The organism is Paracraurococcus lichenis (assembly GCF_030657435.1).
In the GTDB taxonomy this organism is placed as follows: domain Bacteria; phylum Pseudomonadota; class Alphaproteobacteria; order Acetobacterales; family Acetobacteraceae; genus Paracraurococcus; species Paracraurococcus lichenis.
On the sequence record NZ_JAUTWS010000006.1, the window covers coordinates 31,686 to 46,011 of the forward strand.

Consider the following 14,326-nt stretch of genomic DNA (forward strand, 5'->3'; position numbering starts at 1 on the left):
CTCAGCCGAAGCGGAAGGCGGAGGGCGCGGCCGCGTCGCCCGGGCTGCCGCCCTGCTGCGCCTGCTGCTCGCGCATCCTGGCCTCCACCTGCTTGATCAGGCCGGCCATGCCGTTGACCAGGTTGGGCAGTTGCACGAGCGGGATGATGAGCTGGCCGGCCGCGGCGGGCTTACCGTCGGGCGCGGTCTGGGCGAGGGTGAGGCGGGCGACCCCCGCGGTGACGCTGGCATCGAGGATGCCGTCGGCGAAGAGGGTGGGTCCAGCGGTCATGAATGGATCTCCGGCATGACGCAGCGGCCCCGGACGGTGCCGGGGCCGCTGCCAGGATAGCGCAACGGGGCTGGGCGTGCCGGCCGCATCGGGGCGGCCGGCACGGAGACCGGGGTTACTGCTCCTTGAAGGCCCGCGTGAAGCTGTCGATGAGCGGCTGGACCATGTACCGGAAGAAGGTCCGCTGGCCGATCTGGATATGGGCCTCCACCGGCATGCCGGGGGTGAGGAAGACGCTGGGAAGGTGCGCAAGCTGGTCCGGGTCGATCAGGATATAGGACCGGTAGTATTGCTGGCGCGACTGTTCGTTGGTTGTCACGTCCGCGGCGACCCAGGTCACATGGCCGTGGAGGTAGGGCACCAGGCGCTGCTTGAAGGCCGGCAGCCGCACCTCGGCCTGCAGGCCGGGATAGACCACGTCGATGTCCATGGGCTGGACGTTCACCTCGGCCACCAAGCGGTCGTGGCTCGGGATCAGCTCCACGATCGGATCGGCGGGCTTCAGGACGGCGCCGATGGTGAAGACCTTCTGGTTCACCAGGGTCCCGTCCTCCGGCGCCACGATGTCGCGCCGGGTCACCACGTCGTTCGCCGCCTTCATCCGCTCCTCGGCCTCGGCCAGCTTGGCGCGGATGTCGCGCCGCTCGCTCGAGGAATCCTGCACGCGCTGGTCGAGCGTGGTCTGGATCTGCTTCCGGGCCTCGAGGATCGAGGCATTGGCGCGCTCCACCTGGCCGTTCAGGTCCTGGATCGTGCCCTCGAGGGCCGCGACCGCGCGCTGCAGCGCCAGCAGTTCCGGCAGGCGGCCGAGGCCCTTGCCGACCAGCTCGCGCCGCATCTGCTCCTCCTGCCTGGCGAAGGCGAGCTGCTGGCGGGTGGCCGTGAGCTGGCCGCGGGCGCCGGCGATGACGGCGTTCTGCTGGTCGATGCGGGCCTGCAGCACCTGGACCTGGCTGTTCAGGTTCGCCTTCTTCGCCTCGAAGAGCGCGCGCTGGCCGGTCACCGCCTCCATGGCGCGCGGCTCGGTGCTGGCGAGCAGGTCGGCCGGGAAATGGACCTCCTGCGCATTGGTCGCCTCGGCCTCCAGCCGCGCGTCCTGCGCCAGGAGCGACCAGCGCTGCGCCCGGAAGGTCTCGAGGTTGGCGTCGGCCTGGACGATGTCGAGCCGGGCGAGGACGTCGCCGGCACGGACCTTGTCGCCCTCCTTGAACAGCAGCTCGCGCACCATGCCGCCTTCCATGTGCTGGATGGTGCGGCGGGTGCCCTCGACCTTGATCGTGCCCGGGGCGACCGAGGCCTCGGCCAGCGGGGCCCAGCCGGCCCAGGCGACGAAGCCCAGGACGAAGACCACGAAGATCACCAGGCCGAAGAGCAGCGGCGCGCGGGTGCGCGGCTTCGGCGCATCCAGCAGCGGGTGGAAGGGGATGGGCGGCAGGCCCGTGCCCGGCCGGGCCAGGGCGACCGACCGCGGCGCCAGCGCCGGGGCGAGGGCGGTCTCGGTGTTCGTCGTCACGCTCATCAGGCGGCGCTCCCTTCCAGCCGGGCCGCGGGCTGCGGCGCGGCCGCCACCTCGGCCGGGCGCGGGGTCATCAGTCGCTTCAGCACCTCGGCACGCGGGCCGAACATCTCGATCGCGCCGTCCTTGAGCAGCATCACCTTGTCCACGACCTGCACCAGGGTGGGGCGGTGCGAGACCAGGATCACCGTGGTGCCCATCTCCTTCAGCCTGGCGATGGCCTGGGAGAGCCGCGCCTCGGAATCGCCGTCGAGGTTGCTGTTCGGCTCATCCAGCACGACCAGCTTCGGCCGGCCGAACATGGCGCGAGCGAGGCCGACGAGCTGGCGCTGGCCGCCCGAGAGGAACTGCCCGCCATCGCCGATCTGCGTCTCGTAGCCGTTCGGCAGCCGCAGGATCATCTCATGGCAGCCCGCGAGCTTCGCGGCCTCGTAGACGGCGTCCGGCTCGGCCTCCTGCATGCGGGCGATGTTCTGGAAGACGGTGCCGTCGAACAGCTCCACGTCCTGGGGCAGGTAGCCGACATAGCGGCCGAAATCCTCGCGCAGCCAGTTGTAGACATCGGCGCCGTCGAGGCGGACGGTGCCCGCGCTCGGCTGCAGGGTGCCGATCAGCATGCGGATCAGCGTGGTCTTGCCGGCGGCCGAGGGGCCGATCACGGCCATGCTGTCGCCCGGGGCGAGGGAGAAATTGACGCCCTTGATGAGCGCCGCGTTCTGCCCCGGGAAGGCGTAGGAGACGCGCTCGACCGCGACGGCGCCGGTCGGCTCGGGCAGCGGCAGGCCGGCGGGGCGGAGCCGCGGCAGAGCGAGGAAGGCCTGCAGCCGGCGGAAGGACTGCCGGGCGGAGACGAGCTGCTTCCAGCCGCCGATCATCTGCTCGACCGGCGCCAGCGCCCGGCCCATGATGATGGAGCCGGCGATGGAGGCGCCCGAGGTTAGCTCCTGCTTCAGGACGAGGTAGGAGCCGACGCCGAGGATCGCGATCTGCACCGCGATGCGGAAGAACTTGGTCGCGGCGACCAGCACCGCCGCGCGGTCCGCGGCGCGCTGCTGCGGCAAGGCCATGGCGGCGACCGATTCCCGCCAGCGGCCGATGACCGCCGGCAGCATGCCCATGCTGTCGATGACCTCAGCATTGCGGGTGATGCTCTCGGCCCGCCGCTGCGAGGTCATGCCCGCGGTGCTCGCCTCCTTCAGCAGGGGGGAGGTGGTGAACTCGCTCGCCAGGGTCAGGCCGAAGAGGACCACCGCGCCGCCGAGGGCGATGTAGCCCATGATCGGATGCAGCAGGAAAATGAAGCCCAGGTAGATCGGCACCCAGGGAACGTCATAGAGCGAGAGCGCGCTCGGCGAGCTCAGGAAGCCGCGGCAGACCGAGAGGTCGCGCAGCGCCTCCATCCGGTAGGGCCGGCCCCGCAGCGTGCTCTCGATCGCCCGGACGAAGCTCTCGGGCGCGACCCGCTGCTCCACCCAGCTCGCGAGGCGCTGCATGACCTGGCCGCGCACCGCCTCGAGCAGGGCAAGCACCAGGGTGGCGCCGATCGCGATCGCCGAGAGGTAGTACAGCGTATCGAGGATGCGGCTGGCCAGCACCCGGTCGAACACCTGCATCATGTAGACGGAGGTGGTGAGCTGCAGGATGTTCACCACGCCGCTGAACATGCCGACCACCAGCAACTGGGAGCGGCAGGCGGCGATGGCTTTGGTCAGCGGCGTCTTGCCCGCCGGCGCGAACCCGGCCGAGGGCCCGGCAAGGCTAGTGGTTGATAAGGACATGCGTCAGCCTGACAGGAGGCCGGCGAGGCCGGCCAGGGTTGCGGGGTGCAGGGCCAGCCAGAAGGCGGCCAGTCCTGCGACGACGAGGGCGAGCAGGTTCGCCAGCAGCAGCGTGCCGAAGCCGGGTGGGCGGGCGGACCGCCCGAGATGCTCGCTGACCGCGTCGCGGCGGATCTGGTCGACGGCGTTGTGCAGGTAGCGGAAGGCATGCTCGCTCAGCAGGCGGGAGGCCTCCTGCCGCAGCGTGACGATGCCGTCCTCGGTCGCCGGTTGCCGCCGCTCCGCCGCGAGGGCGAAGGCCAGCAGATCGACCAGTCTCTCGTCACTCGTCGTGCCGACACGGAAGCTCGCGAGATCACGATCCGGCAGCATGGTTGCGGCGGTTGCCTCGGGCGGTCCGGAGGCTTCCGGCCGGAGGGTCGTCGTCGTGGCCATCACAAGGCTCCGATTCGAGCCGTCCCGCGGGACGGCCGGCTCTGCGCCGCGGATCGGGTCAGCCCGTCCGGGGCGAAAAAGGCTGGACACATGATACCCTTGCGCGGGTGCCAGCCCGGGGAATACGCCCGTGCGCAGGGATCAATTGCAAGCCTAAACCCGCCAACTCTAGCGGAGTGTAACCTGCCGCTGATGACCGAGGATGTGTTCTCAAAGACCCATAAAGGGCGAATTCCCGGTCACCGCGCGACCGAACGTGATCGTTGCGTTTTATCGCGGGCTGCACCCTCTCTATGGTAGCACCCCGCGAGGGGCAGACTTGGGGGATCAAAGTGACCAAGAGATTTCCGGTCTTGGCTGTTGGGACACTCCTGCTGGGAGCGTTCTCCGTCGCTGAGTCCCGGGCGCAGTCCGCCCCGGGCATCACGCCATCGGACGTCCAGCGCGGCGTGACGGTGGAATCGCGGAGCCGGCAGGACTATGCGCCGCCGGGCGTCCGGCTGGGGGGATTCAAGCTGAATGCCCAGGGCGATTTCGGCATTGGCTATGACGACAACCTGCTCGGCAACAACCGGCTGCGGCAGACCGACGGGTTCACCGACCAGTCCGTGACCACCGGCCTCGAGAGCGACTGGACCAGCCACGCCCTCGGCATCACCGGCAACATGGACAGCCGGCAGCATTTCACCCGGAGCGAATTCGACTGGGTCGACTGGGACCTCGGCACCTATGGCCGCTACGACTTCTCCTCGGTGACCAATGTCGAGGGGCGTTATCGGCACTACCGGGACCACCTGGACGTCTACAGCGTCGATGTGCAGTCCGCTGGCATCAACCGGCCCGTGCCCTATAATTCGGACGAGGCCCAGATTACCGGCAACACCGCCTTCAGCCGGTTCGGGGTGCTCGGGACCGTGCTCTACCGGACCTATCGGTTCGAGGACGTGGTGATCAACGGCCAGCCCAACCGGGTCTCGGTCAACGATTTCGACACGGTGATCGGCGCCCTCGCCACCAGCTATGCCTTCGCCCCCGGTCGCTACGCCAATCTGATCTTCCGGGTGCAGGACATCGCCTACCAGAAGCAGATATCCAATCCGCGCGACAGCTTCACCTGGGAGTTGCTGGGCGGCCTCACCTACGACTTCGACGGCGTCTGGCAGGGCAGGCTGGCGATCGGCTGGCGTGAGCGCAATTACCGGGACCCCAACCTCAAAGCCCTGAGCGGGCCGGCGGTCGAGGGGGCGGTGACCTGGGCGCCCACGCTGCTGACCACCATGCGGTTCAACGTCTCCCGCACCATCGAGGAATCCATCCGCAACAACGCCGTCAGCTTCAACCGCACCCAGGGCGGCCTCGGCGTGGACCACGAGTTCCTGCGGAACGTCATCGTCTCGGCCGATTTCCGCGCCGACTATCGTGAGTACCAAAATCCCAACGAGACGGCCTTTGACGCGTTGTTCAGCCTGAACGCACGCTATTTGTTAAACCGGAATATGTCCGTGATCGGCACCTACACCTACACGAATCGGCTCCAGGCGAGCACCAGCTTCCCCGAATACGATCGAAACGTCGTACTGCTGCGTCTACGTGTTGCGCTCTGACGAGAGGTTGGCGCAGCCCGGGGCCGCGCAGGCATCCGGGGCGCGCGGCAAGGGGCCCGGCGGCGCAAGGCCGCTGCCGGAGCCGCCCCCGGTCCCGACCTTGCCGCTCTTCGGCCTCGACTTCGCCAACCTGCCATTGCCGGCGGTCGTCAACTGGCTGGCGGCGCGGCCGGCGGGTGCCCGCTTCGGCTATGTCGTCACGCCGAACGCCGATCATCTGGCGCGCATGCAGCGGATGCCCGAGATGCGGCAACTCTACACCGCCGCGATGCTCCGCCTGCTCGACAGCCGGGTGGCCGCCGGTGCGGCCCGGCTCGCGGGCCTGCCGGTGCCGGCCGTGCTGCCGGGCAGCGACCTGACGGCCTTCATCGTCCGCCGGATCCTCCGGCCCGAGGAGCCGGTGACCATCCTTGGGATGACGGAGGAGGCCGTGGCGGCGCTCGCCGAGCGCTGCGGCCTGCGAAACATCGCGCACTACAATCCACCGATGGGATTCGACCAGGACCCGGCGGAGATGGAGCGCGCGATCCGCTTCATCGAGGACAATCCGGCCCGCTTCCACTTCCTCGCCGTCGGCTCGCCGCGGCAATGCCGGGTGGCGAATGCGGTGGCACGGCGCGGCCGGGCGACGGGGACCGGGCTCTGCATCGGGGCGAGCCTGCTCTTCCTCTCCGGCCATGAGCGGCGGGCGCCGCTGGCCTTGCAGCGAGCCGGCCTGGAATGGGCCTGGCGGCTGGCGCAGGACCCGCAGAGGCTGGCGCGCCGCTACCTCATGGACAGCCCGCGGATGTTCCTGCTGATCCGGGACGATGCGCGGCAGCGCCGCCTCGCGCGGGCAGATCGTTACTAGTTTGGCGTGAAAACTGCCCCGCGTCCTTCGCGCGGCACGCACCCTGGCCGACCGGGCGGCGCGACATCGGACGACAGGCCGCAGCACCACCAGGCCGCTGGCGCCTGCGGCAATCCTCCGGAGTGATGGACCTTTGGCGGCGAAGCTTCCTACCGCGCGGCGGTGCCGGGCAGGGCGGCCAGGATCTCGGCGCGGACGCGGTTCGGCAGGCCGCCGCGATGGCCGGCATCGTTTCGCGCGATGTAGTCGCGCGCGGCCGGGGTCAGGCGATAGAGCGCGGCCTCTTCCGGCCGCGGCCGGAAGGCGCGGGCGAGGCTGAGCGCCGCCGGCCCGGCCCGCAGTCCCTGGGCCAGCACGCCGTTGCGCGCGCCCTTCACCTGATAGGCCAGGAAGCGCGGCAGCAGCGCCGCCGCGGAGTCCCCGTATTTCATGGCGATGTAGAGGCGGTTGCGCACGAAGTGGAACCAGCGCGTGCCGGACCAGGCGAAGCGCCGCTCGCCGCTCACCTTGTGGCGCACCGCGATGTCGCCGCGGTAGCGGATGCGCCGGCCGCGATTGATGGCGCGGAGGGCGAAATCGTACTCCTCCCAGCAGAAGAAGAGCGCGTCGTCATAGCCGCCCGCCGCCGCGAAATCGGCCCGCCGGATGGCATGGCCGGCGCCGACGAAGGTGATGGTGTCGAAGCTCTCGGCCGCGCGCGGCAGCAGGCTGGGCGGATAGCCCCAGGAGGAGAGGTCGTCCGCCCCCGTATCGAAGACCAGGATGCGGCAGGCGATGGCAGCGAGGTCCGGCTCCGCCTCCAGCGCCCGGACGGCGCGGGCGAGGGTGTCCTCCGTCCCGAACTCGGCATCGTTGTCGAGGGCGAAGACGACGCGCCCGGTGCCGAGGGCGGTCGCCCGGTTGCGGCCGCCGGCGACGCCCCAGTTGCGGTCGAGCCGGACCAGGGTGGCGTCCGCCGCGCCCTCGACCGCCGCGGCGAGGCGCGCGAGGTTCTCCGGCCGGCTGCCCTGGTCCGCGATCCAGACATGCTTCGCCAGCCCCGCCTGGGCCCGGGCCGAGGCGATCGCGGCCACCGTCTCCTCCGCCCGGTCGAGCGCGAGGATGATGACATCGGCATCGTAGTCCGGCCCGGCCGGGCCGGCGGCGCCCGCGACGTGCTCCGGCACCGGATAGGCAGGCAGGCTCATCCGGGGCGGTATCCGTCGAAGTCGGGGGCGGGGATCGCCAGATAGGCGGTGCGCTTCGCCTCCATCCGGCCGCGGGTGACCGTGTCCAGGATCATCCCGCAGGTGAAGGAGAGGAAGGAGAGCAGGACCAGCCCGGTCGCCAGGATGGCGGTGGGGAAGCGCGGCACCAGCCCGGTCTCGAGGAAGGTGAAGACCAGCGGGATGCCAAGGCCGATGCCGATCACCAGCAGGGCGCCGGCGATCGCGGTGAAGAAGGGGAGCGGCTTCTCCCGCTTCACCAGGCCGAGGATCGCCTTCAGGATGCGCCAGCCATCGGTGAAGGTGCGCAGCTTGCTGGCCGAGCCGACCGGCCGCTCCTTGTAGGCGGTCTCGACCTCGCCGACCGGCAGCATGAGCTCGAGCGCGTGGACGGTGAACTCGGTCTCCGTCTCGAAGCCGCCGGCCAGCGCCGGGAAGCTTTTCACGAAGCGGCGGGAGAAGACCCGGTAGCCCGAGAGCATGTCGGTGATGCGGTTGCCGAAGATGGTCCGCACCATGCCGGTGAGCATGAGGTTGCCGAAGCGGTGGCCGGGCCGGTAGGCCTCCTCGATCCGGCTGATCCGGATCCCCGTGACCATGTCGAGCCGCTCCTCGACCAGCCTGGCCACCATGCGCGGCGCCGCCGCGGCCTCGTAGGTGTCGTCGCCGTCCACCAGGACGTAGATGTCCGCCTCGATATCGGCGAACATCCGGCGCACGACATGGCCCTTGCCCTGCAGCGACTCGGTCCGCACGACGGCGCCGGCGGCGCGGGCGACCTCGACCGTCCGGTCCTTCGAGTTGTTGTCGTAGACATAGACCACCGCGTCCGGCAGGGCGGCCTTGAAGGCGGCGATCACGCGGGGGATCGCGACTTCCTCGTTGTAGCAGGGGACCAGTACCGCGATCCGCGGCGCCGCGGCGCGCGGGTCCGGATCGAGGCCCGGCAGGATCTGGGGAAGGGTATCGGGCACGCGGAGTCTCCGGCGGGGCAGGGGCTCAGCAGGCATTGCGCATGCGCGCGACGGCCAGCAGGGTGCGCACCAGGATCACGAGATCGAGCCAGGGCGACCAGGTCTCGATATACTCCAGATCGCTCTCGACACGCCTGATCAGCTTGTCCTCCGTCTCGGTCGGGCCGCGCCAGCCGCGCACCTGGGCAAGGCCGGTCAGGCCCGGCTTGACCCGGTGCCGCGCGGCGTAGCGCGCCATGACCTCCTCGAAAGGCCGGCCGCCGGCGCGGGTGCCCGGGGCATGCGGCCGCGGGCCGATGAAGGACATCTCGCCTTTCAAGACGTTGAAGATCTGTGGCAATTCGTCCAGCGAGGTGCGCCGCAGGATGGCGCCGACCCGGGTCACGCGCGGGTCGCCGGCGACCACCTGGCGCTGCACCGTATGGTCGGCGGCGTGGTGGTACATGGTCCGGAACTTGAACACGGAGAAGTCGCGGTTGTTGAAGCCGGTCCGGCGCTGGCGGAACAGCACGGGGCCGGGACTGTCCAGCTTCACCGCCAGCGCGATCAGCGCCATCGGCACGGCGGCGAGCGCCAGGGCGACCAGGGCGAGGCTGTAGTCCTCGGCCGCCTTCACCACCGCCGCCCAGCCGCGAATCGGCCGGTCGGCGAGGCGGAGCAGGCGCGGCGCCTCCGCCCCGTCATGCCGATAGGCCATCAGGTCCGGGGCGAGCGTGACGTCCACCGGATAGTCCGAGAGCTTGCGCTGCAGGTCGCGCACGCGCCGCTCCTCGGCCCAGGGCATGCAGAGGACCACCTGGTCGACCTCGCCGCGCCGGATCATGCCGTCCAGCGTGGCGACCGGGCCGAGATAGGCGAGGCCGCCGCTGGAGGTCGCCGCCGCCGGGTCGTTGTCCACCAGCCCGAGCAGGGCCAGCCCCTGGTCATGCCGCCCGGTCAGCGTCGCCGCGAAGCGCGCCGCCTGCGGCCCGCTGCCGACCAGCACCGCCCGCTGCCGGGTGTACTGGGGCAGGGCCTGCATGGCGGCGGCCGAGCCGAGCCGGCCCGCGAGCAGCAATGGCGCGGCCATGCCCATCCAGAGCAGCGCCGCGCCGGGCCGGAAGGTGATGGGGGCGCCGAGCACCAGCGCCGCCGTCGCCAGGCCGATCCCGCCGCTGACGAGGCCGCCGAGCGCCGCCACGATCGGCCGGCGGCCGCCGAACAGCGCGGCATGCGAATAGCCGCCGGCGAAGCCGGCGAGGCTCACGGTCAGGGCGGCGAAGAAGGCGAGCAGCGGCGGCTGCGGGTAGCCGCGCTCCAGCGGGAAATACTGCAGCACCATCCCCGCGAGCACCACCGCCGCCACGTCCAGCCCGGCCACCAGCGCCGCGAGCAGGGTCGGCGAGACCGGGCGCGGCAGCCGGCCCTGCCGCCGCAGGACCTCAGGCGGGCGGTGCGCGACGAAGCCGGGCCAGGTGGCGGCTTCGGCCACCGGCGGCAGCAGCGGCGCGTCCTTGCGGGCGGGATCGGAGGGTCTCATGCCGTGCATACATAAGGCCCCGCGCCGGCGGCGCTGTGAGGTGGGACACAGGAAGCGGTCAGCACGCGCATGGGCGCCGTCCTTCAGCTTGGGGACGGACGGCCGCCGCCGCCCTGGCCGAACACGAAGCGTCGCGACAGGACGAAGTTCCCCGCCAGGCCGGCCACCGAGCCGGCGGCCACGCCGAGCACCGGATTCGCGGCGACGAAGGGGACCAGCGTGATGAGTGCGGCATAGGTGCCGTAGTTGCAGGCGAATCCCACCAGGTTCACCAGCAGGAACAGCGCCCATTGCCGCACCGGCTGGTCGCTCTTGGTGCCCCGGAAGGTCCAGGCACGGTTGAGCATGTAGGTGGTGGTGGCGGCGATCAGATAGGACAGGACCCGCCCGAGCCAGGGCCCGAGGCCAAGCGCGAGGGCGGCGAGCAGGAGCGCGGCATCCACCAGGAACCCGATGGTGCCCACCATGCCGAAGCGGAAGAACTGCAGCAGGAGGGCGACGCGCGCCGGCCCCAGGCGCTGGGTCAGGCTCGTCAGGGCTGGATGTTCGGAGAGCGGAAGGGCGGTCATCTCATGCATCTCGTTAGCGAATGATCTACCGGCCGCCCCGCGCGCGAACAAACCACGCCGCGGTGACGAAGGGGCGCTTATCGGCCAGACGCGGCACGTTACGCGTCACGTTCCGCGGCGCAGCATGGAATGCGGCAATCCGGGCCGCGGGAGGGCGGCGGTGGCGGCATGCGCGGGTCTCCTTCCCCGCCGAGTCTGGCCTGGGGATGTGACGGCGATGCGGCAGCCCTGGGACCCTCGCGCGAAGCACGGGCGAGCCTCACGCCCCCTTGCGCAACCGGCGCGTATCGGGCTTGCCTTTCCCCGGCTTCACTGACGGAACCGGGATCATGCATCGTCGCAGCTTCCTCATCGGCGGCGCGGGAGCCGCCGCCATGCCCTTCGCCGCGCCCGCCCTGGCGCAGCCCGCCGCAAGCCGGGTGCTGAAATTCATCCCGCAGGCGGATGTGGCGGTGATCGACCCGATCCTGACCACCGCCTATGTCACCCGCCACCACGGCTTCCTGATCTACGACACGCTCTACGGCATCGACGCGCAGTTCAAGCCGCAGCCGCAGATGGCCGAGGGCCATCTGGTCGAGGAGGAGGGCCGGCGCGTCACCATCACCCTGCGCCAGGGCCTCAAATTCCACGATGGCGAGCCGGTCCTGGCGAAGGACGCGGTCGCGAGCATCCGGCGCTGGTGGCAGCGCGACGCCATGGGCCAGGCCCTGGCGGCGGCGACCGAGGAGCTTTCGGCGACCGGCGACCGCACCCTGGTCTTCCGGCTGAAGAAGCCCTTCGCCCTGCTCTTCGACGCGCTGGCCAAGCCCGGCAGCCCGGTCTGCTTCATCATGCCGGAACGGATCGCGCAGACCGACGCGAATACCGCCATCAAGGAGAACCTCGGCTCCGGCCCCTTCCGCTTCAAGGCGGATGAGCGGGTGCCGGGCAGCCGCCTGGTCTACGAGCGCAACCCCGACTACCTGCCGCGCCCGGGCGGCACTGCCGAATGGACCGCCGGGCCGAAGGTGGTGAATGTCGACCGGGTCGAGTGGACCGTCATCCCCGATGCCTCCACCGCCGCGGGCGCCCTGCAGTCCGGCGAGATGGACTGGTGGGAGCAGCCGACGGCCGACCTGCTGCCGCTGCTGAAGCGCAACCGCAACGTGAAGGTCGAGACCTACGACCCCACCGGCCTGCTCGGCCTCTGCCGCTTCAACCACCTGCAGCCGCCCTTCGACAACCCGGCCATCCGCCGCGCCCTGCTCGGCGCCTGCAGCCAGGCGGACTACATGACGGCGGTGATCGGCACCGACCCGAGCATGTGGAAGGAGAATGTCGGCTTCTTCCCGCCCGGCACGCCCTTCGCGTCCGAGGCCGGGCTCGAGCCGCTGAAGGGCAAGCGCGACTACGACAAGGTCAAGCGCGACCTCGCCGCAGCCGGTTACAAGGGGGAGAAGGTGGTCCTCCTCTGCGCCACCGACTTCCCGTCGCTGAACGCGCTCGGGCAGGTCTGCCTCGACATGCTGCAGAAGTCGGGGATGAACGTGGACTTCGTGGCGACGGACTGGGGCAGCATCGTCACGCGGCGCGCCAACCGCAACCCGCCGGACCAGGGCGGCTGGAACATCTTCCTCACCTTCTTCACCGGGCTCGACTTCTTCAGCCCGGCCGGCCATCTCGGCCTGCGCGGCAATGGTCTCGCGGCCTGGCCGGGCTGGCCGACCATGCCGAAGGTGGAGGAATTGCGCAGCCAGTGGTTCGACGCGCCGAACCTCGCGGAGCAGCAGCGGATCGCGCGCGAGATCCAGGTCGAGGCCTTCCGGGAAGTGCCCTACATCCCCGTCGGCAGCTACCTGCAGCCATGGGCCTACCGCACCAGCATCAGCGGCGTGCTGAACGGCATGCCGCTGTTCTGGAGCGTCCGGAAGGCCTGACCCGCCACGGTGCCGCCGCCCCGCCTGGAAAGCGGCGGCGGCCCGTGGTCTACTCCCGCCAAGGATGCCGGGAGCCTGGGCCATGCTGCGACGCGATCTTCTCCTGGGCGGGGCGGGCCTTGCGCTGGCCGCCCCGCCGCTGGCCTCGCCCGGCCTGGCGCAGCCGGCCGGCACGCGGGTGCTGAAGTTCATCCCGCAATCCGACCTCGGCATCCTCGATCCGCACATCACCACCGCCTACGTCACCCGGCACCACGGCTTCCTGGTCTTCGACACGCTCTACGGCATGGATGCAGAGTTCCGGAGCACGCCGCAGATGGCCGAGGGCCATGTGGTGGAGGAGGACGGCAGGCGCTGGACCGTCACGCTGCGGCCGGGCCTGAAGTTCCACGATGGCGAGCCGGTCCGGGCGCGGGACTGCATCGCCTCCATCCGCCGCTGGGCCGGGCGGCACCCGCTGGGGCAGGAACTCGTCGCACGGCTCGAGGAGATGTCGGCGCCGGACGACCGCCGCATCGTCTTCCGCCTGAAGCGCCCCTATCCGCTGCTGGCCGAGGCGCTGGGCAGCCTGGTGACGCCCTGCTGCTTCATCATGCCGGAGCGGATCGCGCAGACCGATGCCTCGAAGCCGGTCACGGAGATGACCGGCAGCGGGCCCTTCCGCTTCAAGGCGGATGAGCGGGTGCAGGGCAGCCGCTTCGTCTACGAACGCTTCGCGGACTATGCCCCGCGCGAATCCGGCACGCCGAGCTGGACCGCCGGCCCCAAGCGCGTGAACATCGACCGCGTCGAATGGATCGTGACGCCCGATCCTTCCACCGCCGCGGCGGCGCTGCAGAACGGCGAGATGGACTGGTGGGAGGTGCCGACCTCCGACCTCATGCCGCTGCTCAAGCGCAACCGGCAGATCGTGATCGACATGCCGAACCCGACCGGGCTGCTCGGCTGGGGTCGCTTCAACCACCTGCATCCGCCCTTCGACAACCCGCGCATCCGCCGCGCGCTGATGGGCGCCGTCAGCCAGGCCGACTACATGACCGCGGTCACCGGCACCGACCGCAGCCTCTGGCGCGACGAGGTCGGCTTCTTCCCGCCGGAGACGCCGCTGGCGAGCGATGCCGGCCTGGATGTGCTGCGCGGCCCGCGCGACTACGACCGGGTGAAGCGGGAGATCGAGGCCGCGGGCTACAAGGGCGAGAAAGTGGTGCTGCTGGCCGCGACCGACTTCCCCACGCTGAACGCGCTGGGGCAGGTCGGCAACGACATGCTGCGCCGCTGCGGCATGAACGTCGATTTCGTCGCCACGGACTGGGGCAGCGTGGTGGCGCGGCGGGCGAGCCGCGAGCCGCCGGAGAAGGGCGGCTGGAGCCTCTTCTTCACCTTCTGGACCGGGCTCGACAACATCAATCCCGGCGTCAACCAGCCGATGCGCGGCAATGGCAAGGATGGCTGGTGGGGCTGGTCGAGTTCCGAGCGGCTGGAGGCGCTCCGGCAGCGCTGGTTCGACGCGCCGGACCTGCCGGCGCAGCAGGCGGTGGCACGGGAGATGCAGGCGGTGGCCTTCGAGGAGGCGCCGACCCTGCCGCTCGGCCAGTATTTCCAGCCGACGGCCTTCCGGCGCAGCCTGGTGGACGTGCCCAAGGGCATGCCTCTGTTCTGGAGCCTGAAGAAGACCGCCTGACCGGG

The 14,326-nt window shown here is 70.6% G+C and carries 12 protein-coding genes; 4 read left to right on the forward strand and 8 right to left on the reverse strand.

Annotated elements, in window-relative coordinates; translation table 11 throughout:
- Position 1: 1 nt before the first annotated feature.
- The 4 genes from Q7A36_RS07775 to Q7A36_RS07790 form a co-directional block, all read right to left on the reverse strand.
- A complete protein-coding gene (locus Q7A36_RS07775) occupies positions 2 to 271 on the reverse strand; it encodes a hypothetical protein (protein ID WP_305103107.1) in 270 nt (89 codons plus the stop codon).
- A 115-nt stretch (positions 272 to 386) separates the two neighbouring features.
- Positions 387 to 1,790: an HlyD family type I secretion periplasmic adaptor subunit gene (locus Q7A36_RS07780; RefSeq protein WP_305103108.1), complete on the reverse strand. Its 1,404-nt coding sequence runs from the start codon at positions 1,788 to 1,790 to the stop codon at positions 387 to 389.
- Positions 1,790 to 3,565 carry a type I secretion system permease/ATPase gene (locus tag Q7A36_RS07785; protein WP_305103109.1) on the reverse strand — a complete coding sequence of 592 codons (1,776 nt, stop codon included), beginning with the start codon at positions 3,563 to 3,565 and terminating at the stop codon, positions 1,790 to 1,792. The genes Q7A36_RS07780 and Q7A36_RS07785 overlap by 1 nt, the downstream gene beginning before the upstream one ends.
- A 3-nt stretch (positions 3,566 to 3,568) precedes the next feature.
- Positions 3,569 to 4,000 (reverse strand): hypothetical protein, encoded by a 432-nt coding sequence (locus Q7A36_RS07790; protein ID WP_305103110.1) that lies wholly within the window; start codon positions 3,998 to 4,000, stop codon positions 3,569 to 3,571.
- Between the two features lie 449 nt (positions 4,001 to 4,449).
- On the opposite strand from Q7A36_RS07790, the gene Q7A36_RS07795 reads away from it, so the two are divergent.
- Together Q7A36_RS07795 and Q7A36_RS07800 are read left to right on the forward strand one after the other, a co-directional pair.
- On the forward strand, positions 4,450 to 5,604 hold the full coding sequence (locus Q7A36_RS07795; RefSeq protein ID WP_305103111.1) for an outer membrane beta-barrel protein: 1,155 nt from the start codon (positions 4,450 to 4,452) through the stop codon (positions 5,602 to 5,604).
- Positions 5,605 to 5,611: 7 nt separating this feature from the next.
- On the forward strand, positions 5,612 to 6,454 hold the full coding sequence (locus Q7A36_RS07800) for a WecB/TagA/CpsF family glycosyltransferase (RefSeq protein ID WP_305103112.1): 843 nt from the start codon (positions 5,612 to 5,614) through the stop codon (positions 6,452 to 6,454).
- Positions 6,455 to 6,603: 149 nt separating this feature from the next.
- Here the strand turns inward: Q7A36_RS07800 and Q7A36_RS07805 are convergent, their stop codons facing one another.
- From Q7A36_RS07805 to Q7A36_RS07820, 4 genes are all read right to left on the reverse strand, one after another.
- A complete protein-coding gene (locus Q7A36_RS07805; RefSeq protein WP_305103113.1) occupies positions 6,604 to 7,641 on the reverse strand; it encodes a glycosyltransferase family 2 protein in 1,038 nt (345 codons plus the stop codon).
- Entirely contained in the window at positions 7,638 to 8,633 is a 996-nt protein-coding gene (locus Q7A36_RS07810) for a glycosyltransferase family 2 protein (protein ID WP_305103114.1), read from the reverse strand. Before Q7A36_RS07810 ends, Q7A36_RS07805 begins: the two co-directional genes overlap by 4 nt.
- 25 nt (positions 8,634 to 8,658) lie before the next feature.
- Entirely contained in the window at positions 8,659 to 10,152 is a 1,494-nt protein-coding gene (locus tag Q7A36_RS07815; protein ID WP_305103115.1) for an exopolysaccharide biosynthesis polyprenyl glycosylphosphotransferase, read from the reverse strand.
- Positions 10,153 to 10,235: 83 nt separating this feature from the next.
- Positions 10,236 to 10,721 (reverse strand): GtrA family protein, encoded by a 486-nt coding sequence (locus Q7A36_RS07820; RefSeq protein WP_305103116.1) that lies wholly within the window; start codon positions 10,719 to 10,721, stop codon positions 10,236 to 10,238.
- Between the two features lie 329 nt (positions 10,722 to 11,050).
- Between Q7A36_RS07820 and Q7A36_RS07825 the strand changes: the two genes are divergently transcribed.
- On the forward strand, positions 11,051 to 12,640 hold the full coding sequence (locus Q7A36_RS07825; RefSeq protein WP_305103117.1) for an ABC transporter substrate-binding protein: 1,590 nt from the start codon (positions 11,051 to 11,053) through the stop codon (positions 12,638 to 12,640).
- An 82-nt stretch (positions 12,641 to 12,722) separates the two neighbouring features.
- Positions 12,723 to 14,321 carry an ABC transporter substrate-binding protein gene (locus Q7A36_RS07830; RefSeq protein WP_305103118.1) on the forward strand — a complete coding sequence of 533 codons (1,599 nt, stop codon included), beginning with the start codon at positions 12,723 to 12,725 and terminating at the stop codon, positions 14,319 to 14,321.
- Positions 14,322 to 14,326: the final 5 nt, after the last annotated feature.

Coding starts and splice junctions, on each gene's coding strand:
- Q7A36_RS07775 (WP_305103107.1), bottom strand. CDS start 271: ATGACCGCTGGACCCACCCTCTTCGCCGACGGCATCCTCGATGCCAGC.
- Q7A36_RS07780 (WP_305103108.1), bottom strand. CDS start 1,790: ATGAGCGTGACGACGAACACCGAGACCGCCCTCGCCCCGGCGCTGGCG.
- Q7A36_RS07785 (WP_305103109.1), bottom strand. CDS start 3,565: ATGTCCTTATCAACCACTAGCCTTGCCGGGCCCTCGGCCGGGTTCGCG.
- Q7A36_RS07790 (WP_305103110.1), bottom strand. CDS start 4,000: ATGGCCACGACGACGACCCTCCGGCCGGAAGCCTCCGGACCGCCCGAG.
- Q7A36_RS07805 (WP_305103113.1), bottom strand. CDS start 7,641: ATGAGCCTGCCTGCCTATCCGGTGCCGGAGCACGTCGCGGGCGCCGCC.
- Q7A36_RS07815 (WP_305103115.1), bottom strand. CDS start 10,152: ATGAGACCCTCCGATCCCGCCCGCAAGGACGCGCCGCTGCTGCCGCCG.
- Q7A36_RS07820 (WP_305103116.1), bottom strand. CDS start 10,721: ATGACCGCCCTTCCGCTCTCCGAACATCCAGCCCTGACGAGCCTGACC.
- Q7A36_RS07825 (WP_305103117.1), top strand. CDS start 11,051: ATGCATCGTCGCAGCTTCCTCATCGGCGGCGCGGGAGCCGCCGCCATG.
- Q7A36_RS07830 (WP_305103118.1), top strand. CDS start 12,723: ATGCTGCGACGCGATCTTCTCCTGGGCGGGGCGGGCCTTGCGCTGGCC.